Here is a 23,453-nt window from a genome sequence, read left to right on the forward strand (position 1 = left end):
CGCCCGTCGATGGCGCACCGACTGAAGACACGAGGAAAGCATGAGCAAGCAGATTCTGATTCTCCCAGGCGACGGTATTGGTCCGGAAATCATGGCCGAAGCGGTCAAGGTGCTGGAGCTGGCCAACGACAAGTACAGCCTGGGCTTCGAGCTGAGCCATGACGTGATCGGTGGCGCCGCCATCGACAAGCACGGCGTGCCGCTGGCCGATGAAACCCTCGATCGCGCCCGTGCCGCCGACGCCGTGCTGCTGGGTGCCGTCGGCGGCCCGAAATGGGACACCATCGAGCGTGATATCCGCCCTGAGCGCGGTCTGCTGAAAATCCGTGCGCAACTGGGCCTGTTCGGCAACCTGCGTCCGGCGATCCTGTACCCGCAACTGGCCGAGGCTTCGAGCCTGAAGCCGGAAATCGTTGCCGGCCTGGACATCCTGATCGTCCGTGAGCTGACCGGCGGCATCTACTTCGGCGCACCGCGCGGCACCCGCACCCTGGAAAACGGCGAGCGCCAGTCCTACGACACCCTGCCGTACAGCGAAAGCGAAATCCGCCGTATCGCCCGTGTCGGTTTCGACATGGCCCGCGTGCGTAGCAAGAAACTGTGCTCGGTGGACAAGGCCAACGTGCTGGCGTCCAGCCAACTGTGGCGTGAAGTGGTCGAGCAGGTGGCCAAGGATTACCCGGACGTCGAGCTGAGCCACATGTACGTCGACAACGCCGCCATGCAACTGGTGCGTGCACCGAAGCAGTTCGACGTGATCGTCACCGACAACATGTTCGGCGACATCCTGTCCGACGAAGCGTCGATGCTCACCGGCTCCATCGGCATGCTGCCGTCGGCCTCGCTGGATGCCAACAACAAGGGCATGTACGAGCCTTGCCACGGCTCGGCACCGGACATCGCCGGCAAAGGCATTGCCAACCCGCTGGCGACCATCCTGTCGGTGTCGATGATGCTGCGTTACAGCTTCAATCTGCACGAAGCCGCCGACGCCATCGAGAAAGCGGTCAGCGTGGTGCTGGATCAGGGTCTGCGCACCGGCGACATCTTTTCGACCGGTTGCACTAAAGTCGGTACGCAGGAAATGGGTGACGCAGTAGTCGCCGCGCTGCGGAATCTGTAATCTCTCGGGCCCGCTGCGAAATTCAATACAAAGCAGCGGCCCACTTTTCAAGAAGGTGTAGTTGCGATGAAACGTGTAGGTCTGATCGGTTGGCGCGGCATGGTCGGTTCCGTGCTCATGCAGCGGATGCTGGAAGAGCAGGATTTCGATCTTATCGAGCCGGTGTTTTTCACCACTTCCAATGTCGGTGGCCAAGGCCCGTCCGTGGGCAAGGACATTGCTCCGCTCAAGGACGCTTACAGCATTGAAGAGCTGAAGACCCTCGACGTGATCCTGACCTGCCAGGGCGGCGACTACACCAGCGAAGTATTCCCGAAGCTGCGCGAAGCCGGCTGGCAGGGTTACTGGATCGACGCGGCCTCGAGCCTGCGGATGAACGACGACGCCGTCATCATCCTCGATCCGGTCAACCGCAAGGTCATCGACCAGCAGCTCGACGCAGGCACCAAGAACTACATCGGCGGCAACTGCACCGTCAGCCTGATGCTGATGGGCCTGGGTGGTCTGTTCGAGGCCGGTCTGGTCGAGTGGATGAGCGCCATGACCTATCAGGCGGCGTCCGGTGCCGGCGCGCAGAACATGCGTGAACTGATCAAGCAGATGGGCGCGACCCACGCCGCTGTCGCCGATCAACTGGCCGATCCTGCCAGCGCGATCCTCGACATCGACCGTCGTGTGGCTGAAGCCATGCGCAGCGACGCCTACCCGACCGAAAACTTCGGCGTACCGCTGGCCGGCAGCCTGATCCCGTGGATCGACAAGGAACTGCCGAACGGCCAGAGCCGCGAAGAGTGGAAGGCCCAGGCCGAGACCAACAAGATCCTCGGTCGCTTCAAGAGCCCGATCCCGGTCGACGGCATCTGCGTGCGCATCGGCGCCATGCGTTGCCACAGCCAGGCGCTGACCATCAAGCTGAACAAAGACGTGCCGATCGCCGATATCGAAGGGCTGATCAGCCAGCACAATCCTTGGGTCAAGCTGGTGCCGAACAACCGTGAAATCAGCATGCAGGAGCTGAGCCCGACGAAAGTCACCGGCACCCTGAACGTACCGGTCGGTCGTCTGCGCAAGCTGAACATGGGTTCGCAGTTCGTCGGTGCCTTCACCGTCGGCGACCAACTGCTGTGGGGCGCGGCCGAACCGCTGCGTCGCATGCTGCGGATCCTGCTTGAGCGTTGATCGCTTGATGCAATGAAAGAACCCGCGCCTTGCACGAGGCGCGGGTTTTTTTGTACCTGTTGATCGTTCCCACGCTCTGCGTGGGAATGCAGCCATGGACGCTCCGCGTCCGCTCTTCGCGGCGGGCGCGAATTGCCTGCGTGCGACTCACCCGGTAAAGTGCCGCTCCCCCCGTTTCGCCAGAGGTAGCAACATGACCCAGACCCTTGATATTGCCGTGATCGGCGCCACCGGTACTGTCGGCGAAACCCTTGTGCAGATCCTCGAAGAACGCGACTTCCCGGTCGGCACGCTGCACCTGTTGGCCAGCAGCGAATCCGCCGGCAGTTCGGTGCTGTTTCGCAACAAGAACGTGCGCGTGCGTGAAGTCGACGAGTTCGATTTCAGCAAGGTCAAACTGGCGTTCTTCGCCGCTGGCCCGGCCATCACCCTGAGTTACGCCGCCCGCGCTCACGCGGCGGGTTGCTCGCTGGTCGATCTGTCCGGCGCCTTGCCGGCGGATCAGGCGCCGCAAGTGGTGCCGGAAGCCAATGCCGATGTGCTGGCCGGTTTGAAAGTGCCGTTCCAGGTCAGCAGTCCAAGCCCGTCGGCCACTACTTTGGCCGTGGTGTTGGCGCCGCTGCTCGATCTGATCGAACTGCAATACGTGCATGTCACCGCCAATCTGGCGGTTTCCGCCCAGGGCCGCGAAGCCGTGACCGAGCTGGCGCGCCAGACCGCCGAGCTGCTGAACATGCGTCCGCTGGAGCCGACATTCTTCGACCGGCAGATGGCTTTCAACCTGCTGGCCCAGGTCGGCACACCGGATGCGCAAGGTCATACGCTGCTGGAAAAACGCCTGGTGCGCGAGCTGCGTCAGGTGCTGGCCAAGCCTTTATTAAAGATTTCCGCAACTTGCGTTCAAGCCCCGGTGTTTTTTGGCGATAGCTTTAGCGTGACCTTGCAGTCAGCGAGCGCGGTCGACCTGGAAAAGGTCAATGCTGCGCTGGAAGATGCCGAGGGCATCGAGCTGGTCGAGGCCGGTGATTATCCGACCGCCGTCGGTGACGCGGTGGGGCAGGACGTGGTCTACGTCGGGCGGGTGCGTGCCGGTGTCGACGAACCGTCGGAACTTAATCTGTGGCTGACGTCAGATAACGTACGCAAAGGTGCGGCCCTCAACGCCGTGCAGGTCGCCGAGTTGTTGATAAAAGACCTGCTGTAAAAGATACTTGGCAACAATTTGTCGACTGATTCTAGCCGGGCGCTATGCTTGGCCGGAGCAGTTGGCAACGTGTCACCCTCCGGGACTTTCCGGGGCATCAAAGAAATGATCGCGCGCGGCATGCTGTCGTCGTCGCGCGCAATGCCTTACGGCAGCGACTATCAACATCTTCTCGCTGGCCGAGGAACGTTCAAACAAAGGAAGAGGCTATGGTTCAAGTTCGCAAACTGGTGTTAGCAATAGCGGCCGCCTCGGCGCTGTCCTCCGGTATGGCGCATGCCCTCGGGCTCGGGGAGCTGACCCTGAAGTCGACCCTGAACCAGCCGCTGGTAGCGGAAATCGAGCTGCTCGATGTCAAGGATCTGACCGCTGCCGAAGTGGTGCCGAGCCTGGCCTCGCCGGAAGATTTCGCCAAGGCCGGCGTCGATCGCCAGGCCTTCCTCAATGATCTGACGTTCACCCCGGTGCTCAACGCCAGCGGCAAAAGTGTGCTGCGCGTTACCTCGAGCAAACCGCTGTCGGAACCGATGGTGAAATTCCTCGTGCAGGTAATGTGGCCGAACGGCCGCCTGCTGCGTGATTACAGCGTGCTGCTGGATCCATCGAAGTTCTCGCCGCAGACCGCCGATGCCGCCGCCCAGCCTGCGCCGGCGCAAACCATCACCGCTCCGACCACCGGCGCCACGCATTCGACCCACACCACCACGCCGCGCGACACCCTGTGGGAAATCGCCGCCAAGGCGCGCACCGGCGGTTCGGTGCAGCAGACCATGCTGGCGATCCAGGCCCTGAACCCGGACGCGTTCATCGGCGGCAACATCAACCGCCTGAAAACCGGTCAGGTGCTGCGTCTGCCGGACCAAGTGCAAAGCACCGCGCTGCCGCAATCCAAAGCGATTGCCGAAGTGGCGGCGCAGAACGAAGCCTGGCGTCAGGGCCGTCGTTATGTAGCCAAACCGGGCACCGGTCAGCAGCAGCTCGATGCGACCAATCGTGGCCGCGCCAATACCGGTGCTGCGCAAAACGCCAAGGACAACCTGAGCCTGGTGTCCGCCGAAAGCGCCAAGGCGCGTGGCAAGGGCCCGGCCGGCGACGCCAAGGCCCTGAGCAACAAACTGGCGGTCACTCAGGAAAGTCTCGACACCACCCGTCGTGACAACGAAGAACTGAAAAGCCGGATGGCCGATCTGCAAAGCCAGCTGGACAAGCTGCAACGCCTGATCGAGCTGAAAAACAATCAACTGGCGAAGATGCAGGCCGAAGGTTCGGGTGCTGCTCCCGCGACCGCAGCCACTGCGCCAGTGGTGCCGGCGATCACCGCTGAACTGGCGGCCACGCCGCCGGCTACTCCTGCAGAGGCAGCCCCGGGCGCACCTGCGCCTGAAGCCGCCGCCCCGGCACCGGTCGAGCCGGTTGTCGAGCCTGTGGTTGAAACCACGCCCGCCGCCGATGACGAGAAAACCTTCAACGAACTGCTGACCAATCCGATCCTGCTGGGTCTGGTCGGTGGCGGTGCGGTGGTTCTGCTGCTCCTGCTGTTGCTGCTGGCCCGCCGCCGCAAGGCGCAGCAGGAAGCCGAAAAACACCTGCGCATGGCCCGTGCGCTGGAGGAGCAATCGTTCTCCCAGGATCTCGATCTGCCGGAAAGCAGCTTCGAAGGTCTGGAAGTGCCAGCCGCCAGCGTCAAGCTGAACCCAGCCCCAGCCCCAGCCCCAGCCCCAGCCCCAGCCGCTGCTGCTGTAGTGGCGCCAGTCGTGATGGCCGAGCCGATCGCCGCGCCGTTGGTGGCGCCGGCCGCCGAGCGTTCCGACGACGTGCTGGACAAGGCGCAGTCGCACATCGACGGCGGTCGCCTGAATCAAGCGGCCGCGCTGCTGGAGGAGGGCGTGAGCCTGGAGCCGCAGCGCAGCGATCTGCGTCTGAAACTGATGGAAGTCTACGGTCGTCAGGGTGATCGCGATGCGTTCGTCGGCCAGGAGCGCCAACTGGTCGCCAATGGCGACAACTTCGCCAAGGTCGAGGAGCTGAAAAGCCGCTTCCCGGCTATGGCGATCGTCGCGGCCAGCGGCCTGGCGGCTGCTGCCATGGCCGCCGAGCTGGACGCGGAATACGTCAAGGAGCTGCTGCTCGACGAGCCTGAAGCGCCTGCCGCGGCAGATGCCGAACTGGACAGTGCTTTCGACCTGAGCCTCGACGATCTGGATAACATCACGCCAGTAGAGCCTGTGGCGACTGTCGAGCCGGAAGCGCCGGTCGAGCTGGATGCGTTCCCGACTGACGACGATCTGAGCTTCGAGTCGGTGCTGCAACAGCAGGCCGACATCAAGGAAAACCTCGACGACCTGTCGGATTTCGACCTGGATATGGATCTCGGTGCCGATCCTGCGCCTGCGCCGGTCGAGCTGGCAGATGATGATTTCCTGCTGGATCTGGACGAAGGCGTGAAGGATCTGCCGCTGGTCGAAACCCCGGCCGTCGCCGACGTGCCGCAGGATGATCTGGAGCTGCCAGCCGATTTCGACCTGTCCCTGGCTGACGAAATGGACGCGACGCCAGCCGAGCCGGATGCGTTCGCCGCCGAACTGGACGACGTCAACGCCGAGCTGGATCGCCTGTCGAGCAGCATCAACGAGCCAAGCTTCACCGAGGCTGACGCAGCGTTGGGCAATGATCTGGGCGAGGATGACTTCGACTTCCTGTCCGGTACTGACGAAGCTGCGACCAAGCTCGATCTGGCTCAGGCCTACATCGACATGGGCGACAACGACGGCGCGCGCGACATCCTCAATGAGGTCATCAGTGAGGGGAACGACAAGCAGAAGAGCGAAGCGAGCGAAATGCTGTCGCATCTGGCCTGAGTCGGCATTCAGCGGTAAACAAAACGGCAGCCCATGAGGCTGCCGTTTTTGTTTGGGTCTGGTTTCCCCGTCCCGCCGCCTTATAATGCCCGCCTTTGTAGATCAGCAGGCTGTACCGACTTGGCAAACATAGATAACCCGGCCGCCGAAATGGCACCCGAAGGCTTTTTCCGCGTCGCGCTGGGCGTTGAATACAAGGGCTCGCGCTACAGCGGCTGGCAGCGCCAGTCCACCGGTGTACTCACCGTGCAGGAAACGCTGGAAAAAGCCCTGTCGAAGGTCGCCGACTCGCCGATCTCACTGCAATGTGCCGGGCGCACCGACGCCGGTGTGCATGCCTGCGGGCAGGTGGTGCATTTCGACACCCAGGTCGACCGTTCGCTGAAAGCCTGGGTCATGGGCGCCAACATCAATCTGCCCCACGACATCAGCGTCAGTTGGGCGAAGGTCATGCCGGCGCATTTCCATGCGCGATTCAAGGCGATTGCCCGGCGCTATCGCTACGTGATCTACAACGATCAGATCCGCCCGGCGCATCTCAATGAAGAAATCACCTGGAATCACCGTCCGCTGGACGTCGAGCGCATGGCCGAGGCCGCGCAGTACCTGATCGGTACTCATGATTTCAGTGCCTTCCGTGCCGGCCAGTGCCAGGCCAAGTCGCCGATCAAGAAGATGCATCACCTGCGCGTGACCCGTCACGGCAAAATGATCGTTCTGGACATCCGCGCCAACGCGTTTCTGCATCACATGGTGCGCAACATCGCCGGCGTGCTGATGACCATCGGTGCCGGCGAGCGGCCGGTAGAGTGGATGAAAGAAGTGCTGGAGAGCCGCGAGCGGCGTTCCGGCGGAGTTACGGCGCATCCGTTCGGCCTGTATCTGGTGCAGGTCGAGTACCACGACGAGTTCCCGTTGCCGGAGCGTTTCATCGGGCCACATTTCCTTACGGGTTTCGCGGAACTTGACGGCTGACGCCCTCGAACGCATTTGTTACCATCCGGGACTTTCTCGGATTTGCCTTGGGGTTTTTATCGACATGTCAGCCGTTCGCAGCAAGATTTGCGGGATTACCCGCATAGAAGATGCGTTGGCAGCCGTGGAGGCCGGGGCCGATGCCATCGGTTTTGTGTTCTACGCTAAAAGTCCCCGGGCCGTGACCGTGCAGCAGGCGCGGGCGATCATCGCCGCATTGCCGCCGTTCGTGACCACGGTCGGGCTGTTCGTCAATGCCAGCCGTTGCGAGCTCGGGGAAATCCTCGATGCCGTGCCGCTGGATCTGCTGCAGTTCCACGGCGACGAAACCGCCGCCGAGTGTGAAGGCTGGCACCGGCCGTACATCAAGGCCTTGCGGGTCAAGGCGGGCGATGACATTGCCGCTGCCTGCGATGCCTACCCGAGCGCCAGCGGCGTGTTGCTCGACACTTATGTCGAAGGCGTGCCCGGTGGAACCGGCGAGGCGTTCGACTGGTCACTGATTCCGCAGGGTTTGAGCAAGCCGTTGATTCTGGCCGGCGGCCTGACGCCGGAGAACGTCGCCGATGCGGTCGCCCGGGTGCGGCCGTATGCCGTGGATGTCAGCGGCGGGGTAGAGGCGAGCAAGGGCATCAAGGATCACGCAAAGATTCGTGCATTCATCAACGCCGTACGCTGATGTGACGGCTGGCAGACTGCCGCCGTCCACAGCTCTGTAGAAAAGAGGCTGAGGGTCTTTTCGGGGTGTACGCAGGTCAGTTCCGCTGACCCGGCAGTCCGGCCGATCATCGCCACACATGAATTTAGCTGAAGGGCATACGCGGGGCCGCGAACCAGAGCGTTCGGGCCGCCGGTACTGGAGAAAGAAAGCATGAGCAACTGGTTGGTAGACAAGCTGATCCCTTCGATCATGCGTTCCGAGGTCAAGAAGAGCTCGGTCCCTGAAGGTCTGTGGCACAAATGCCCGTCCTGCGAGGCTGTGCTGTATCGTCCGGAGCTGGAAAAGACCCTGGACGTTTGCCCCAAGTGCAACCACCACATGCGCATCGGCGCACGTGCGCGCATCGACATCTTCCTGGACGCCGAAGGCCGTACTGAACTGGGCGCCGACCTGGAGCCGGTTGACCGTCTGAAATTCCGTGACGGCAAGAAGTACAAGGATCGTCTGGTCGCTGCCCAGAAGCAGACCGGCGAGAAAGACGCACTGGTTTCCATGAGCGGCACCCTGCTGGGCATGCCGGTCGTGGTTTCGGCGTTCGAATTCAGCTTCATGGGCGGTTCCATGGGCGCCATCGTCGGTGAGCGCTTCGTGCGCGCCGCCAACTACGCGCTGGAAAACCGTTGCCCGATGGTTTGTTTCTCCGCTTCCGGTGGCGCGCGCATGCAGGAGGCCCTGATCTCTCTGATGCAGATGGCCAAGACCTCGGCCGTGCTGGCGCGCCTGCGCGAAGAAGGCATTCCGTTCATCTCCGTGCTGACCGACCCGGTTTACGGTGGCGTTTCCGCCAGTCTGGCGATGCTGGGCGACGTGATCGTCGGCGAGCCAAAAGCCCTGATCGGCTTCGCCGGCCCGCGCGTGATCGAGCAGACCGTGCGCGAAAAACTGCCGGAAGGCTTCCAGCGCAGCGAGTTCCTGCTGAAGCACGGCGCCATCGACCTGATCATCGATCGTCGCGAACTGCGCCCGCGTCTGGGTAACCTGCTGGCGCAACTGACCGGCAAACCGACGCCTAAATTCGTTGCTGCGCCGATCGAGCCGATCGTCGTTCCGCCGGTGCCTGCCAACGTATGACCGAGCGCACCCTTGGCGAGTGGCTCGCCTACCTTGAACAGTTGCATTCATCGGCCATCGACATGGGGCTGGAGCGTTCGCAACAGGTAGCGTCCCGCATGGGACTGGGCCAGCCGGCGCCACGGGTGATCACGGTCACCGGCACCAACGGCAAGGGTTCGACCTGCGCTTTCGTGGCTTCTTTGCTGCGGGCGCAGGGCCTGAACGTCGGTGTCTACAATTCTCCGCACCTGCTGCGTTACAACGAGCGGGTGCAGCTCAATGGCGTCGAAGCCACTGATGCGCAGCTGTGCGAAGCCTTCGCGGCGGTCGAAGCGGGGCGTGGCGACACTTCCCTGACTTACTTCGAAATGGGCACCCTGGCGGCGTTCTGGCTGTTTCAACGGGCCGGGCTCGATGCGGTGGTGCTGGAAGTCGGGCTGGGCGGGCGTCTGGACACTGTCAACGTGGTCGATGCCGATATCGCGCTGGTCACCAGCATTGGTGTCGATCATGCCGATTACCTGGGCAATACCCGCGAATCCGTGGCCTTCGAGAAGGCCGGGATTTTCCGTCAGGGCAAACCTGCACTGTGCGGCGATCTGAATCCTCCACAACCCCTGCTGGACAAGGCGCGCGAGCTTGCTTGCCCGTTCTTCCTGCGCGGGCGTGATTTCGATCTGGGTATCACGGATCAATTCTGGCAGTGGCGCGGTACCGATGCTGACGGTCAGGTCGTCGAACTGCGTGATTTGCCGCTGCTTGATCTGCCGATGGAAAACGCCGCGTTGGCGTTGCAGGCTTATCTGCTGCTCGGTTTGCCATGGGATGCCGAACAGATTGTTGCGGCGTTGCGGGCGACTCGTGTGGTCGGTCGTCTCGATCGTCGCTCGTTCGAATGGAACGGCAAACGTCTGAACCTGTTGCTGGACGTTGGACACAACCCGCATGCGGCGGAGTATCTGGCGCGGCGTCTGGCGGCTCGTCCGCCGGTCGGCAAGCGTCTGGCGGTGTTCGGCCTGCTGGCGGACAAGGATCTGGACGGCGTCATCGGTGAATTGAATGCCAGCGTCCAGCACTGGGCGGTGGCGCCGCTGGATTCGCCACGTGCGCGTCCGGTGGATGAATTGAATCAGGCATTGCAGAACCTTGGCGCCTCGGTCACGTCTTATGACAGTGTGGCGGCTGCGCTGGAAGGGCAGTGTGCAGTGGCCACCAGCGACGACGAGATCTTGCTGTTCGGATCATTTTATTGTGTCGCCGAGGCCCTCGAATGGCTGTCTCGGCGCTCCACGGAGGAAGCGGCAAATGGCTTTGCTGGATAAAGCGTACAAGCAGCGCATGGTCGGTGCCCTGGTGCTGGTGGCGCTGGCGGTGATTTTCCTGCCGATGCTATTTTCCCGTCAGGATGAACAGCGTCAGGTGACTGTCGAAGCGCCGGCTGCGCCGCAAGCGCCCGCCGTGGCGCAGATCCAGATGGAAACCGTGGCCGTACCTGAGCCGCAGGTTCTCCCGCAAGAGCCAGTGCCAAGCGATGACGAAGTCGCCGAGCAGGCTGTGCCAACGGCACCTATTGCTTCCGCCGCGCCAGCCCCGGCTCCGGCGCCGGTAGCCAAACCGGTTGCGCCGGCTCCCGCTCCCGCTCCTGTGGTCAAGCCAACCACAGCCCCGGCCCAGCCGATCGCTGCGCTGTCTGCCAAGCCGGACACCACTCAAAGCCGCGTCGATGCCAATGGTCTGTCGGTGAGCTGGTCGGTGCAACTGGCCAGTCTATCGAGCCGCGCCAGCGCTGAAAGCCTGCAGAAAACCCTGCGCAGTCAGGGCTACAACGCTTACATCCGTTCTGCCGATGGCAAGAACCGGGTGTTCGTCGGTCCGTTGATTGAGCGCGCCGAAGCCGATCGTCTGCGCGATCTGTTGAGCCGCCAGCAGAACCTCAAGGGGTTTGTGGTGCGCTTCCAGCCTGAGCGTGGCTGATATCTATCACTTCGATAGAAATGCACTGAAAATCGCAGCTTACCGACAGCCATGCGCTCTGCTAAAATGCGCCGCCTTATCCGTCTGTAGGCTGCACTGTGCCATTTACCTGGGTTGACTGGGCGATCGTTGCAATCATCGCCATCTCCGCTTTGATCAGTTTGAGCCGCGGCTTCGTCAAAGAAGCATTGTCGCTGGTGACCTGGATCATCGCAGGAGCTGTTGCCTGGATGTTCGGTGGCTCACTGTCCGAGTACCTCGCCGGATACATCGAAACACCGTCGGCTCGTGTGATCACGGGCTGTGCCATCATGTTTGTCGCCACACTGATCGTGGGCGCAATGATCAATTATCTTATCGGCGAGTTGGTTCGCGTCACCGGGTTGTCCGGGACCGATCGATTCCTCGGCATGGCCTTCGGCGCTGCGCGTGGCGTGTTGCTGGTGGTCGTGGCGGTCGGGCTGTTGAGCCTGGGGCCGGTACAGCAGGACGGGTGGTGGAAAGAATCACAGCTCGTGCCAAAGTTTCTATTGGTCGCAGACTGGTCCAAGAACCTGATTCTCGGGTGGAGCAGTCAGTGGCTTGCCAGCGGAATCAGCGTACCCGCTGATATTCCGTTCAAGGAGCAACTCTTGCCGTCGGCCAAAACGCCTCAGTGAGTGTTGTTCAGTTCAGATCCATTAAGTAGGGGTTGCGTCGCATGTGTGGCATCGTCGGTATCGTCGGTAAGTCGAACGTCAATCAGGCGCTGTATGACGCGCTAACCGTGCTCCAGCACCGCGGCCAGGACGCTGCCGGTATCGTGACCAGCCATGATGGCCGGTTGTTCTTGCGCAAGGACAATGGCTTGGTGCGTGACGTGTTTCAACAGCGTCACATGCAGCGCCTGGTCGGCCACATGGGTATCGGCCACGTCCGTTACCCGACTGCCGGCAGCTCGACGTCGGCCGAGGCTCAGCCGTTCTACGTCAACTCGCCGTACGGCATCACCCTGGCGCACAACGGTAACCTGACCAACGTTGAACAGTTGGCCAAAGAGATCTACGAATCCGATCTGCGTCATGTCAACACCAGCTCCGACTCGGAAGTGCTGCTCAACGTGTTCGCCCACGAGCTGGCCCAGCGCGGCAAGCTGCAACCGACCGAAGAAGACGTGTTTGCTGCCGTGACCGACGTGCACAACCGTTGTGTCGGTGGTTACGCGGTCGTGGCGATGGTGACCGGTTACGGCATCGTCGGTTTCCGTGACCCGCACGGCATCCGCCCGATCGTGTTCGGTCAGCGTCACACCGACGAAGGCGTCGAGTACATGATCGCCTCCGAAAGTGTTTCGCTGGATGTGCTCGGCTTCACCCTGATCCGCGACCTGGCACCAGGCGAAGCGGTCTACATCACTGAAGACGGCAAGCTGCACACCCGTCAGTGCGCAACCAACCCGTCCCTGACTCCGTGCATCTTCGAACACGTCTACCTGGCGCGTCCGGATTCGATCATCGACGGCGTGTCGGTCTACAAGGCCCGTCTGCGCATGGGTGAAAAGCTGGCCGAGAAGATCCTGCGCGAGCGTCCAGAGCACGACATCGACGTGGTCATCCCGATTCCGGACACCAGCCGCACTGCCGCGCTGGAGCTGGCCAACCATCTGGGCGTGAAATTCCGCGAAGGTTTCGTCAAGAACCGCTACATCGGTCGTACCTTCATCATGCCCGGCCAGGCCGCGCGCAAGAAATCGGTACGTCAGAAGCTCAACGCCATCGAGCTGGAATTCCGCGGCAAGAACGTGATGCTGGTCGACGACTCGATTGTTCGTGGCACTACCTGCAAGCAGATCATCCAGATGGCCCGCGAAGCCGGCGCGAAAAACGTCTACTTCTGCTCGGCGGCTCCGGCTGTTCGCTTCCCGAACGTGTACGGCATCGACATGCCGAGCGCTCACGAGCTGATCGCGCACAACCGTTCGACCCAGGACGTGGCTGATCTGATCGGTGCTGACTGGCTGATCTATCAGGATCTGCCTGACTTGATCGAAGCGGTCGGTGGCGGCAAGATCAAGATCGAAAACTTCGATTGCGCAGTGTTCGACGGCAAGTACGTCACTGGCGATGTCGACGAGGCTTACTTGAACAAGATCGAACAGGCACGTAACGATGCCTCGAAGGTCAAGACCCAGGCGGTCAGTGCGATCATCGATCTGTACAACAACTGAGTTTCAACCGGCCCCTAGGGGCCGGTTTTGTATCTGGCAAAAGACTTTTATTTACCGAGAACAGGGCAAGGAGTGACAGCATGAGTCAGGAATGGGATGCCGGTCGGCTGGACAGCGACCTCGAAGGCGTAGCGTTCGATACCCTGGCCGTACGTGCCGGTCAGCACCGTACGCCGGAAGGCGAGCACGGTGATCCGATGTTCTTCACTTCCAGCTACGTGTTCCGTACCGCCGCTGACGCCGCCGCACGGTTTGCCGGGGAAGTGCCGGGCAACGTCTACTCGCGTTACACCAACCCGACCGTTCGCGCGTTCGAAGAGCGCATTGCCGCGCTGGAAAGCGCCGAGCAAGCGGTGGCTACGGCGACCGGCATGGCCGCGATCATGGCGGTGGTAATGAGCCTGTGCAGCGCCGGCGATCATGTGCTGGTGTCGCGCAGCGTGTTCGGTTCGACCATCAGTCTGTTCGAGAAGTATTTCAAGCGTTTTGGCGTGGAAGTCGATTACGTGCCGCTGGCCGATCTGTCGGCCTGGGACGCAGCGATCAAGTCCAACACCAAATTGCTGTTCGTCGAGTCGCCGTCCAATCCGTTGGCTGAACTGGTGGATATCACCGCGCTGTCGGAAATCGCGCACGCCAAGGGTGCGATGCTGGTAGTCGACAACTGTTTCTGCACGCCTGCCTTGCAGCAGCCGCTAAAGCTCGGCGCAGACATCGTTGTGCACTCGGCCACCAAGTTCATCGATGGACAGGGCCGTTGCATGGGCGGTGTGGTTGCCGGTCGCAGCGAGCAGATGAAAGAAGTCGTCGGTTTCCTGCGTACCGCCGGGCCGACCCTGAGCCCGTTCAACGCCTGGATCTTCCTCAAGGGGCTGGAAACCCTGAACCTGCGGATGAAGGCGCACTGCGCCAACGCCCAGCAACTGGCCGAGTGGCTGGAGCAGCAGGACGGCATCGAGAAGGTGCATTACGCCGGCCTCAAGAGCCATCCGCAGCACGAGCTGGCTCAGCGTCAGCAGAAAGGCTTCGGCGCGGTGGTGAGCTTTGAGGTGAAGGGCGGCAAAGAGGGCGCCTGGCGCTTCATCGATGCGACCCGTTTGATCTCGATCACCGCCAACCTGGGTGACAGCAAAACCACCATCACCCACCCGAGCACTACGTCCCACGGCCGTCTGGCGCCGCAGGAGCGTGAGGCTGCCGGCATTCGTGACAGCCTGATCCGCATCGCAGTCGGTCTGGAAGATGTCGCTGACCTGCAAGCCGACCTGTCGCGCGGTCTGGCGGCGTTGTGATCGAGTTGTCTACGCCAAAGATCGGCACCCATGGCCGCGTTGCATTGGTCACGGGTGCCGCGCGGGGGATCGGTCTGGGCATCGCGGCATGGCTGATCAGCGAAGGCTGGCAGGTGGTGTTGACGGATCTGGATCGTGCGCGGGGTTCGAAAGTGGCGAAGGTGCTCGGCGAGAACGCCTGGTTCATCGCCATGGACGTCGCGGACGAAAGTCAGGTGGCGTTGGGTGTCGCTGAGGTGCTGGGGCAGTTTGGTCGTCTGGATGCGCTGGTGTGTAACGCTGCAGTGGCCGATCCACACAACATCACGCTGGAAAGTCTCGATCTGGCTTACTGGAATCGGGTGCTGGCGGTGAACCTCGGTGGGCCGATGTTGCTGGCCAAGCACTGCGCGCCTTATCTGCGTGCGCACAACGGGGCGATCGTCAATCTGGCCTCGACCCGTGCGGCGCAGTCGGAACCTGATACGGAGGCGTACGCGGCGAGCAAGGGTGGCTTGCTGGCGTTGACTCACGCGCTGGCGATCAGCCTCGGGCCGGAGATTCGCGTCAATGCGGTCAGTCCGGGCTGGATCGATGCGCGGGATCCATCTGCCCGGCGCGCGGAGCCGCTGACCGACACCGATCATGCCCAGCATCCTGCGGGCAGGGTAGGGACGGTCGAGGATGTGGCGGCGATGGTGGCGTGGTTGCTGTCGAAGAATGCGGGGTTTGTGACCGGGCAGGAATTCGTGGTCGATGGCGGCATGACCAAGAAGATGATTTATACGGAATGAAGCAATTTCGTCTTTTTTAGAAAAACTTCAATCCTGCTATTGACTTAGGTTCGCTACCTGCGTAAATTTCGCGGCCTCGGAGATGCAAACGGGTGATTAGCTCAGCTGGGAGAGCGTCTGCCTTACAAGCAGAATGTCGGCGGTTCGATCCCGTCATCACCCACCACTCCCGAGAGACTTGCGCAAGCAAGAGCGTAGGCTGAAAGTGCCTGCACCGACGCGCAGCGGTAGTTCAGTCGGTTAGAATACCGGCCTGTCACGCCGGGGGTCGCGGGTTCGAGTCCCGTCCGCTGCGCCATATTTAACGAGTCAGGCACTGTCTGGTTCGCGATTGAAAAGCACCGAAGCTTTCAGTCAAACGAGTTACTTGAGCGTCAGCTCAAAGCGATACGCAGCGGTAGTTCAGTCGGTTAGAATACCGGCCTGTCACGCCGGGGGTCGCGGGTTCGAGTCCCGTCCGCTGCGCCATATCTGTTTCAAGGACCACTGAACGCCTTGAAACACCGAAAGCAACCTCTGGTTGATTCGGAATCGATAGCAAAGACCCTGGTCGAAAGACCGGGGTTTTTTGTGTCTGAAATTTGACCTCTCCCAAATTCCTCCCTTGTAGCCGGCGACGAACCCTGGCCGTGGCTCGTTCGATGCTGCCGGGCAATCTACCTGCGTCTCCGAGTCGCTGCGATGCAATGCCGCATTGATTTTTTGATTCTTTAGTCAAATTTTTGTAACTGGTTGTTTGCTGCGAGCTCAGAAACCTATAAAGTTAACCTTTCGGTCAGCTTTGCACTGTCATCACGCCCTTTGCTTCGTCAAAAAGGGCTTCTGCAAGACTCGAGATTCCCAGTAGATAACCAGAAGGGCGGATCCATAACCGTCCAGAGGATGATCCATGTCCAACCGTGAAATATCCCGGCGCTCGTTCCTTCAGGGCGGGCTGGTGGCGGGTGTGAGTGTCACGCTCACGCCGCTCAGCAGTCAGGCGCTGGCTGCCTTGATGGAAAACAGCGTGACTGTGCCGTCCGAGCAATGGCTCGGCAGCAACGGCAAGGCACGCCAGCGTAACGATGCATTGTCCAAGGTCTGCGGCAGCAAAGTGTTTGCTCGCGACATCCGTTCCAAGGACATGCCGGGTTGGCCCCAGCAGCAAGGCCACGCCATGTTGTTGAAAACCATCAAGGCTGACCGTATCTACGAAGGCTATGACCTGTCGTGGCTCGGCGCCGATCTGCAGCCTGATCGGATCGTTACCGCCGCCGACCTGGACAAGGACGGCATCGTGTTCCCTGAAGAGCACGCACCGGATCCGCTGCTGCCGGAAGGCAAGGTGCCGATGTTCATCGGTCACCCGGTCGCGATCCTGATCTGGAACGACTTCGAGCGGTTCCGTCAGGCCAAGAACAAACTCAAATTCAATGACAAAGCGATTCGTTACGGCGCAAAAGTGCCGTTCTACGAAGGCGATCCCTATGGCAGTTTCCGCTATGTGCGCGTCGGTGGCCCGACGTCGGCGGACGAAGACGAGTTCGCCAGCCTCAAGGACTCGATCCTGTTCCCGATGCTGAAGAACCGTCGTCCGGTGTGGAATTCCCAGCCGAACCTGCACGGCAACCTGACCGAGCGCGGCCTGTTCTACGCCGATCGCATGAAAAAAGAGATCGATACCCCGCCGGACAACTGGCTGGTGTTCGACGAGCGCTACAAAACTCCGTCGATCGAACCTGCTGCGATGGAGCCGGACAACGGCAACGGCTGGTACGACCCGGCGACCAAGACCCTGCATTTCGTCGTCGCCACCCAGTGCCCGCTGGAAACCGCCACCGAGACCGCGAAGATGATCGGGCCGTCGCGTTTCGGCCTGGCGAACCTGAACATGCACCCGGGTTACACCGTCGGTTACGGTTCCAAGGACCACAACATTTTCGTCTACTACGCGGCCCTGGCGGCGTTGTACGGCGCGGGTGTACCGATTCGCCTGGCCAACGACCGCTACGAGCAATTCCAGAGCGGCATCAAGCGTCACCCGTTCGACATCCGCTACCAGTTGGCAGTGGACAAGACCGATCACAGTTTCAAAATTTTCCGCGCCGAGATGAGCGTCGATGGTGGCGGTCGGATCAACTACAGCCCGTCGGTGGCTGCCGTTGGTGCCACTGCCGCGCAGTCGATCTACTACATGCCGCAGAACGACCTGCAGGTCACCGCTTACCATTCCCGAGCGGTTGAAGCGGGTTCGATGCGCGGCTACGGCACCCTGCAGAGCATGGCTTCCACCGAGATGATGGTCGACGAAATCGCCGATCGCCTTGGTGTCGATGCCATCGATCTGCGCCGCAAGAACGCGCTGCGCTCGGGGATGAAAAACACCCAGGGCGCGATCCCGGCCGGTGCGTTGCGCCTGCACGAGATTCTCGACAAGGCTTCGTTGCACGAAGTCTGGAAAAACCGCGACGCGATCAAGAAACAGCGCGAAGCGGCAGACCCGGACAACTGGTATGGCGTAGGTTTCGCCATTTGCCAGAAAGACTTCGGCACCGGTTCCGAAGCACCGATGGCCAGCATCGAGTTCACCGCTGAGGGGCGCATTTCCCTGCGTCATATCGGTATCGAGATCGGCACCGGCATGTCCACCTCGCAAGCGTTGGTGGTGGCTGATTTCCTCGGCAGCGCGGCTCACGATGTGAAGACCGGCGAAACCGAGTGGGATGAGATGCAGCTGGTCACCGCCGGCAACCCTTACATCATGAGCCAGGCCGAGCAGGACAACTTCCTGCGCAATCCGCGCTGGGTCGGCAAGCTGGCATCGGCTTCGTCCGCGACCAACTCCGCCTACTACTTCAGCCACGCCACCCGTGAAGCGGCGCGCGTGCTGTTTAACCACGGTCTGTGGCCGGCGGCGCTGGAGATCTGGCGTCAGGGTCCGTACGGCGGCCAGGCCAACCCTTACGTGGTGCGTCGCGAAGATGCGCATTGGGTCGACGGAAAACTGACCGCCAACGGCATGCAGCCACTGACCTTCGAAGAGCTGGCCAAGCGTGCTCACGAGCGCGGTCTGGTCACTGGCGCCACGGTTCACGGTTTCAACCGCTGGAGCTGGGCCGAGGCCGAATACAGCATCGATGGCGTGCGCGAGCGTCTGCCGCTCGACGGTCTGGCGGTGAAGTACGGCGACGGCGCCCCGAAAGCGAAAAAGGCGCAGATGACCAGCGCCGGTTTCCACCTGCTGGATCGGCAGAACATCGCCTATCCGGTCGTCCAGTTGAACAACGCCGCCGTGACCTACTACAGCCCGGTGGCAACGCTGGTCGAGTTGAAGGTCAACAAAGGTTCGGCAGAAGTCGAAGTGCTCAACCATCACTCGTGGCTGGAATGCGGCCGGGTGCTGGTCGAAGAACTGGTTCGTGGCCAACTCGAAGGCGGGATCGCCATGGGCATCGGTCACGCCTTGATGGAAGAGATGCCGCTGTACGAAGGCGGGCCGGGGGAGGGTGACTGGAACTTCAACCGTTATCGCCTGCCGATGGCGCGCCATGTGGCGGTATGGAAGCAGACGTCGGAAATCCTGCCACCGCTGTCCCCGAGCGCCCCGTCCAAAGGCATCGCCGAAGTGGTGATGATCCCGGTGGTCGGCGCCATCGGTAACGCCGTGGCCCACGCCATCGGTAAACGTGTTCGCGATCTGCCAATCACTGCTGCGCGCATCAAGGAGGCCCTCAATGGCTAACCGTCCGCTTCAACTGACCCTCAACGGTCAATCCGTCGGCCCGGTGGACATCCCTGATGACCTGCCGATGATCGATTACCTGCACGAATACAAGAACCTCACCGGTTCGCGCCTGGGCTGCGGCCAGGGCATCTGCCACGCCTGCGTGGTGATCGTCGACAACCCGGACGGCACCAGCGAAGAAGTGCGCACCTGCATCACCGGCGCGCATTACTTCGAGGGCAAGAAGGTTCGCACCATCGAAGGCCACGCCAAGCGTGACGAGCAAGGCCAGGTCACCGAGCTGAACCCGATCCAGCAGCGTTTCGTCGACGAATTCGCCTTCCAGTGCAGCTACTGCGCGCCGGGGTTCGTCAACGCCGCGACCGTGCTGGTGGAAAAGCTGCAACGCCAGCCAATCGTCAAAAGCAAACTGGAGCAAGTTATCGAGGACAGCCTCGGCCATCACATCTGTCGTTGCACCGGGTACGTGCGTTATTACAACGCCACCCGCAACGTGCTGACCGATCTCGGCCTGGTCAAGGAGGGTTAAGCATGAAGCAACTACTGACCCGCCTGACCCTGGCGGTCGGGCTGGCTGCGCCTGTGTTGGCGGTGCACGCGGATGATCAGGTCAAGCGCGGCGAATACCTCGCCCGCGCCGCTGACTGCATGGCCTGCCACACGGCGCCGGGTGGTGCGCCGTATGCCGGCGGGCTGCCGATCGTGTCGCCGTTCGGCACGATCTACGGCACCAACATCACTCCAAGCAAAGAGCACGGCATCGGTTTGTACAACGACGACGAGTTTTTCGCTGCGCTGACTGAAGGCAAGCGCCGTGACGGCGCGAACCTGTACCCGGCGATGCCGTACACCTCGTATCACTTGATGCCGCGTGCGGATTCGGATGCGATTCACGCGTATCTGAAAACCATCGAGCCAATCGAGCGTGCCGCGCCGGTGACGAGCCTTAGCTTTCCGTTCAACGTGCGTCCGGGCTTGATCGGCTGGAACATGATGTACGGCAACGCCTTGAAGCTGGAGCCTGCCGAAGGCAAAAGCGACGCCTGGAAACGCGGCCAGTACATGGTCGAAGTGTTAGGCCATTGCGGCGAATGCCATACACCACGTGGCCTGCCGGGCGCGATGCAGTTGGACAAGCGCCTGACCGGCGGCATCCTTAACGGCTATCTGGCGCCGAGCCTGCTGGCAACCGACTTGGCGGCACGCGGCTGGAACCATCAGGACCTGAGCACGTTCCTCAAGCACGGCATGAGCGCCCAGGGCACGATGTTCAACGAGATGTTCCCGGTGTTCCACAACAGCACCCAGGGCCTGAATGATCCGGATCTGGCGGCGATGGCGACTTTCCTGCTGGGCGACAAGCCTCCGGCGGCGAAAGAACTGACCGAAGTGCCGGTGGAAAAACTCAGTGTCAGCGCCCAGCGCGGCCGTCAGGAATACTTGAACGTCTGCGCCGGCTGTCACGCGGCCGGTGGCGAGGGCAAACCGCACATCGCGGTGGCCATGCGCGGCAACACCACGTTGCGTCTGGAAGACCCGCGCAACCTGTTGCGCGTGATCGAGGATGGCATCGGCGAACAGAAATTCGCCGGGTTCGAGCACATGCAGCCGATGCCGGGTTTTGCCGACAAGCTCAGTGCCGAACAACTGACCGATCTGCTGAACTACCTGCGTCAGGGTTGGGGTGGTCAGTCGGCCGAGCTGGCGGTTGGTGATGTGCAGAAGCTGCAGGCTGATGCGCCGTCCGTTGAGCACAAGGCGCACTGATCATGCAGCATCTCGATCTGCAAGTGGTTCGACGGGCGCTGGAGTGGTCGACGGCGGGGCAACGCATCTGGCTCTGCACCGTGCTGACCACCTACGGCTCGGCACCTCGCGCGCCAGGTTCGCTGCTGGCGGTGAACGACGGCGGGCAGTGGATCGGGTCGCTGTCCGGTGGTTGCGTCGAGGAAGATTTTCTCGAGCGCGTCGCCGAAGGTGCGTTTCTCGATGCGATCAATGTCGTGCGTTATGGCGAAGGTGACGATCCGCGTTCGCGGGTCAGCCTGCCGTGCGGCGGCATTCTCGATGTGCTGGTAGAGAAATTTGACGCCAGTTGCGATGTGCAGGCGCACCTGCGCGAACTCGAATCGGCGTTGCTGGGGCAGCGCCGGTTGATTCGCGAGGTCGATCTGACTACTGGTGCGCGCAGCCTGTTTGCCGATCGCGAACAGGGTGCGCGGATCGAACGTGAGATCGACCGGGTACGGATCCGCATCGGTGCCGCTCAGCGTTTGCTGTTGGCGGGATATTCCAGCGTGGCGCAGGCCTGTGCGGAGTTCGCGGTTGGTCTCGGCTTCGAAGTGATTCTCTGCGACCCGCGTGAAGAAGTGCTGAAAGACGTGGTGCTCAATGGCGTGGAGATTCGCCGGCAATTGCCGTCGATGTTTATTGCCGATGGCGGTTGCCACCGTGATACCGCGGTGGTGGCCTTGACCCATGATCCGCGCATCGATGATCTGGCGATGATGGAAGCTGTGCGCACCGAGGCGTTTTACATCGGCGTGATGGGTTCGTTGCAGACTTCACAGAAGCGCTTCGAGCGTTTGCGTAGGGTTGGCGGTCTGGGGGAGAGCGAGCTGGCGCGAATTCATGCGCCGATCGGCCTCAACCTGGGCAGCAAGACGCCGGCGGAAATTGCTCTGGCGGTGCTCGCAGACATTCTGCGGATTCGCAGCGGGATTGCGCGGGATCAGTTGTGATTGATGCTGGATGTAAAAAGGGCCGCTATTCAGCGGCCCTTTTTTTCGCGCGTCAGAAACCGAGCTTGTCGCGCAGTCCGTAGTACCACGCGCCCAATGCGGCAAACGGTGTGCGCAGCAGTTGCCCGCCGGGGAAAGGGTAGTGCGGCAGATCCGCAAAGGCATCGAAACGCTCGGCTTGTCCGCGCAGTGCCTCGGCCAATACCTTGCCGGCCAGGTGCGTGTAGGTCACGCCGTGGCCACTACAGCCCTGGGAGTAATAGATGTTGTCGCCCAGGCGTCCGACCTGAGGCAGGCGCGACAGGGTCAGCAGGAAATTGCCGGTCCAGGCGTAGTCGATCTTCACGTCCTTGAGCTGCGGGAAGGCCTTGAGCATTTTCGGGCGGATGATCGCCTCGATGTTTGCCGGATCCCGCGCGCCATACACCACACCGCCGCCGAAGATCAGACGCTTGTCGCCGGTGAGGCGGTAGTAGTCGAGCAGGTAGTTGCAGTCCTCGACGCAGTAGTCCTGCGGCAGCAGGGATTTCGCCAGCTCATCGCCCAGTGGCTCGGTGGTGATGACCTGAGTGCCGCATGGCATCGATTTGGCCGCCAGCTCCGGCACCAGATTGCCGAGGTAGGCGTTGCCGGCAACGATGATGAATTTGGCCCTGACTTTGCCCTGCGGCGTGTGCACGACCGGATTGGCGCCGCGTTCGATGCGCACCGCCGGTGACTGTTCGTAGATGGTGCCGCCAAGGGATTCCACGGCAGCAGCTTCGCCCAGCGCCAGGTTAAGCGGGTGGATGTGGCCGCCGCTCATGTCGAGCATACCGCCGACGTACTGATCGCAGGCAACCACTTCGCGGATGCGGCGCTGATCGAGCAGTTCCAGTTGGGTATGGCCGAAGCGTTCCCACAAGCGTTTCTGCGATTCCAGGTGGCCCATCTGCTTGGCGGTGAGGGCGGCGAATACGCCGCCGTCCTTCAGGTCGCACTGGATGTTGTATTTGCTGACACGCTCACGAATGATCCGGCCGCCTTCGAAGGCCATCTGCCCGAGCAGTTGCGCCTGTTTCGGGCCGACGCTGCGTTCGATCACATCAATGTCACGGCTGTAGCTATTGACGATTTGCCCGCCATTGCGCCCCGAGGCGCCGAAGCCGACCTTGGCGGCTTCCAGCACGGTCACGCGAAAACCGTTCTCCAGCAGGAACAGCGCCGAGGAAAGTCCCGTATAACCAGCGCCGATCACACAGACATCCGTCTCCACGTCATCCTGCAGGGCAGGGCGTGGTGGTACGGCGTTGGCCGACGCAGCGTAATAAGACTCTGGGTAAGGGGTGTTCGCCATCCTGCAGCCTCTGTTTAATATATTTTACGAGTGCGGCGATCCTACCCCAGTTGAAAAACCTCCGCCAGCCACCAGGAAATCTTCTCGCGGCGGGTCGAAATTAAATATTTTGCATATTCATAGGGTTAGGTGAAAAAAAGGTGTTGACACCCCTCCGGAATTCCGTAGAATGCCGCCTCACAGCAGGCACGTAGCTCAGTTGGTTAGAGCACCACCTTGACATGGTGGGGGTCGTTGGTTCGAGTCCAATCGCGCCTACCAAACAAAATCCGCTCTGCTGGGCGGTCTGAAAGG

At 61.6% G+C, this 23,453-nt stretch carries 18 protein-coding genes and 4 tRNA genes; 21 read left to right on the forward strand and 1 reads right to left on the reverse strand.

Annotated elements, in window-relative coordinates; genetic code table 11:
• Nucleotides 1–40: 40 nt before the first annotated feature.
• The 20 genes from leuB to ACEN93_RS26855 all read left to right on the forward strand — a co-directional run bounded on the left by leuB (nucleotide 41) and on the right by ACEN93_RS26855 (nucleotide 21,823).
• Nucleotides 41–1,123 carry a 3-isopropylmalate dehydrogenase gene (leuB, locus tag ACEN93_RS26760; RefSeq protein ID WP_490841635.1) on the forward strand — a complete coding sequence of 361 codons (1,083 nt, stop codon included), beginning with the start codon at nucleotides 41–43 and terminating at the stop codon, nucleotides 1,121–1,123.
• Between the two features lie 66 nt (nucleotides 1,124–1,189).
• Nucleotides 1,190–2,302: an aspartate-semialdehyde dehydrogenase gene (gene asd / locus ACEN93_RS26765; protein WP_011333354.1), complete on the forward strand. Its 1,113-nt coding sequence runs from the start codon at nucleotides 1,190–1,192 to the stop codon at nucleotides 2,300–2,302.
• 193 nt (nucleotides 2,303–2,495) lie between these two features.
• On the forward strand, nucleotides 2,496–3,506 hold the full coding sequence (locus tag ACEN93_RS26770; RefSeq protein ID WP_074687688.1) for an aspartate-semialdehyde dehydrogenase: 1,011 nt from the start codon (nucleotides 2,496–2,498) through the stop codon (nucleotides 3,504–3,506).
• 209 nt (nucleotides 3,507–3,715) lie between these two features.
• Nucleotides 3,716–6,364, forward strand: a complete 2,649-nt coding sequence (locus ACEN93_RS26775) for a motility hub landmark protein FimV (protein WP_495610710.1) — start codon at nucleotides 3,716–3,718, stop codon at nucleotides 6,362–6,364.
• A gap of 150 nt (nucleotides 6,365–6,514) precedes the next feature.
• Nucleotides 6,515–7,339, forward strand: a complete 825-nt coding sequence (gene truA / locus ACEN93_RS26780) for a tRNA pseudouridine(38-40) synthase TruA (RefSeq protein WP_039771597.1) — start codon at nucleotides 6,515–6,517, stop codon at nucleotides 7,337–7,339.
• A 64-nt stretch (nucleotides 7,340–7,403) separates the two neighbouring features.
• The gene (locus ACEN93_RS26785) at nucleotides 7,404–8,018 is read left to right on the forward strand and encodes a phosphoribosylanthranilate isomerase (RefSeq protein WP_039771595.1); all 615 of its coding nucleotides are present in this window, start codon (nucleotides 7,404–7,406) and stop codon (nucleotides 8,016–8,018) included.
• 192 nt (nucleotides 8,019–8,210) lie between these two features.
• On the forward strand, nucleotides 8,211–9,131 hold the full coding sequence (gene accD / locus ACEN93_RS26790) for an acetyl-CoA carboxylase, carboxyltransferase subunit beta (RefSeq protein WP_163974511.1): 921 nt from the start codon (nucleotides 8,211–8,213) through the stop codon (nucleotides 9,129–9,131).
• Complete coding sequence (gene folC / locus ACEN93_RS26795) at nucleotides 9,128–10,435, forward strand: bifunctional tetrahydrofolate synthase/dihydrofolate synthase (protein WP_490841633.1); 1,308 nt, start codon at nucleotides 9,128–9,130, stop codon at nucleotides 10,433–10,435. Before accD ends, folC begins: the two co-directional genes overlap by 4 nt.
• The gene (locus ACEN93_RS26800; protein ID WP_039771591.1) at nucleotides 10,419–11,087 is read left to right on the forward strand and encodes an SPOR domain-containing protein; all 669 of its coding nucleotides are present in this window, start codon (nucleotides 10,419–10,421) and stop codon (nucleotides 11,085–11,087) included. The genes folC and ACEN93_RS26800 overlap by 17 nt, the downstream gene beginning before the upstream one ends.
• Before the next feature lie 98 nt (nucleotides 11,088–11,185).
• Complete coding sequence (locus ACEN93_RS26805; protein WP_103386621.1) at nucleotides 11,186–11,746, forward strand: CvpA family protein; 561 nt, start codon at nucleotides 11,186–11,188, stop codon at nucleotides 11,744–11,746.
• Nucleotides 11,747–11,787: 41 nt separating this feature from the next.
• Nucleotides 11,788–13,293, forward strand: a complete 1,506-nt coding sequence (purF, locus tag ACEN93_RS26810; RefSeq protein ID WP_007956466.1) for an amidophosphoribosyltransferase — start codon at nucleotides 11,788–11,790, stop codon at nucleotides 13,291–13,293.
• An 80-nt stretch (nucleotides 13,294–13,373) separates the two neighbouring features.
• A complete protein-coding gene (locus ACEN93_RS26815; RefSeq protein ID WP_085667869.1) occupies nucleotides 13,374–14,585 on the forward strand; it encodes an O-succinylhomoserine sulfhydrylase in 1,212 nt (403 codons plus the stop codon).
• Nucleotides 14,582–15,358 (forward strand): SDR family oxidoreductase, encoded by a 777-nt coding sequence (locus ACEN93_RS26820; RefSeq protein WP_007956470.1) that lies wholly within the window; start codon nucleotides 14,582–14,584, stop codon nucleotides 15,356–15,358. Before ACEN93_RS26815 ends, ACEN93_RS26820 begins: the two co-directional genes overlap by 4 nt.
• A 90-nt stretch (nucleotides 15,359–15,448) precedes the next feature.
• A tRNA-Val gene (locus ACEN93_RS26825) sits at nucleotides 15,449–15,524 on the forward strand.
• A gap of 55 nt (nucleotides 15,525–15,579) precedes the next feature.
• A tRNA-Asp gene (locus ACEN93_RS26830) sits at nucleotides 15,580–15,656 on the forward strand.
• A gap of 93 nt (nucleotides 15,657–15,749) precedes the next feature.
• A tRNA-Asp gene (locus ACEN93_RS26835) sits at nucleotides 15,750–15,826 on the forward strand.
• A 421-nt stretch (nucleotides 15,827–16,247) separates the two neighbouring features.
• Complete coding sequence (locus ACEN93_RS26840; RefSeq protein WP_490841632.1) at nucleotides 16,248–19,079, forward strand: xanthine dehydrogenase family protein molybdopterin-binding subunit; 2,832 nt, start codon at nucleotides 16,248–16,250, stop codon at nucleotides 19,077–19,079.
• On the forward strand, nucleotides 19,072–19,611 hold the full coding sequence (locus tag ACEN93_RS26845) for a (2Fe-2S)-binding protein (protein ID WP_039771584.1): 540 nt from the start codon (nucleotides 19,072–19,074) through the stop codon (nucleotides 19,609–19,611). Before ACEN93_RS26840 ends, ACEN93_RS26845 begins: the two co-directional genes overlap by 8 nt.
• 2 nt (nucleotides 19,612–19,613) lie before the next feature.
• Nucleotides 19,614–20,849 (forward strand): c-type cytochrome, encoded by a 1,236-nt coding sequence (locus ACEN93_RS26850; protein ID WP_103386622.1) that lies wholly within the window; start codon nucleotides 19,614–19,616, stop codon nucleotides 20,847–20,849.
• Between the two features lie 2 nt (nucleotides 20,850–20,851).
• The gene (locus tag ACEN93_RS26855) at nucleotides 20,852–21,823 is read left to right on the forward strand and encodes an XdhC family protein (RefSeq protein WP_210709342.1); all 972 of its coding nucleotides are present in this window, start codon (nucleotides 20,852–20,854) and stop codon (nucleotides 21,821–21,823) included.
• A 52-nt stretch (nucleotides 21,824–21,875) separates the two neighbouring features.
• Here ACEN93_RS26855 and ACEN93_RS26860 read toward each other — a convergent pair whose 3' ends face one another.
• On the reverse strand, nucleotides 21,876–23,159 hold the full coding sequence (locus tag ACEN93_RS26860; RefSeq protein WP_074687695.1) for an NAD(P)/FAD-dependent oxidoreductase: 1,284 nt from the start codon (nucleotides 23,157–23,159) through the stop codon (nucleotides 21,876–21,878).
• Between the two features lie 184 nt (nucleotides 23,160–23,343).
• Here ACEN93_RS26860 and ACEN93_RS26865 point away from each other — a divergent pair.
• Nucleotides 23,344–23,420 (forward strand) — tRNA-Val (locus ACEN93_RS26865).
• The last annotated feature ends 33 nt before the right edge of the window (nucleotides 23,421–23,453 follow it).

This window comes from Pseudomonas sp. Pseusp21, from assembly GCF_059492145.1.

What these genes read in the sequence shown, in the direction of transcription:
- leuB (WP_490841635.1), top strand. Translation starts at nt 41, where the DNA reads ATGAGCAAGCAGATTCTGATTCTCCCAGGCGACGGTATTGGTCCGGAA.
- asd (WP_011333354.1), top strand. Translation starts at nt 1,190, where the DNA reads ATGAAACGTGTAGGTCTGATCGGTTGGCGCGGCATGGTCGGTTCCGTG.
- ACEN93_RS26770 (WP_074687688.1), top strand. Translation starts at nt 2,496, where the DNA reads ATGACCCAGACCCTTGATATTGCCGTGATCGGCGCCACCGGTACTGTC.
- ACEN93_RS26775 (WP_495610710.1), top strand. Translation starts at nt 3,716, where the DNA reads ATGGTTCAAGTTCGCAAACTGGTGTTAGCAATAGCGGCCGCCTCGGCG.
- truA (WP_039771597.1), top strand. Translation starts at nt 6,515, where the DNA reads ATGGCACCCGAAGGCTTTTTCCGCGTCGCGCTGGGCGTTGAATACAAG.
- ACEN93_RS26785 (WP_039771595.1), top strand. Translation starts at nt 7,404, where the DNA reads ATGTCAGCCGTTCGCAGCAAGATTTGCGGGATTACCCGCATAGAAGAT.
- accD (WP_163974511.1), top strand. Translation starts at nt 8,211, where the DNA reads ATGAGCAACTGGTTGGTAGACAAGCTGATCCCTTCGATCATGCGTTCC.
- folC (WP_490841633.1), top strand. Translation starts at nt 9,128, where the DNA reads ATGACCGAGCGCACCCTTGGCGAGTGGCTCGCCTACCTTGAACAGTTG.
- ACEN93_RS26800 (WP_039771591.1), top strand. Translation starts at nt 10,419, where the DNA reads ATGGCTTTGCTGGATAAAGCGTACAAGCAGCGCATGGTCGGTGCCCTG.
- purF (WP_007956466.1), top strand. Translation starts at nt 11,788, where the DNA reads ATGTGTGGCATCGTCGGTATCGTCGGTAAGTCGAACGTCAATCAGGCG.
- ACEN93_RS26815 (WP_085667869.1), top strand. Translation starts at nt 13,374, where the DNA reads ATGAGTCAGGAATGGGATGCCGGTCGGCTGGACAGCGACCTCGAAGGC.
- ACEN93_RS26840 (WP_490841632.1), top strand. Translation starts at nt 16,248, where the DNA reads ATGTCCAACCGTGAAATATCCCGGCGCTCGTTCCTTCAGGGCGGGCTG.
- ACEN93_RS26845 (WP_039771584.1), top strand. Translation starts at nt 19,072, where the DNA reads ATGGCTAACCGTCCGCTTCAACTGACCCTCAACGGTCAATCCGTCGGC.
- ACEN93_RS26850 (WP_103386622.1), top strand. Translation starts at nt 19,614, where the DNA reads ATGAAGCAACTACTGACCCGCCTGACCCTGGCGGTCGGGCTGGCTGCG.
- ACEN93_RS26855 (WP_210709342.1), top strand. Translation starts at nt 20,852, where the DNA reads ATGCAGCATCTCGATCTGCAAGTGGTTCGACGGGCGCTGGAGTGGTCG.
- ACEN93_RS26860 (WP_074687695.1), bottom strand. Translation starts at nt 23,159, where the DNA reads ATGGCGAACACCCCTTACCCAGAGTCTTATTACGCTGCGTCGGCCAAC.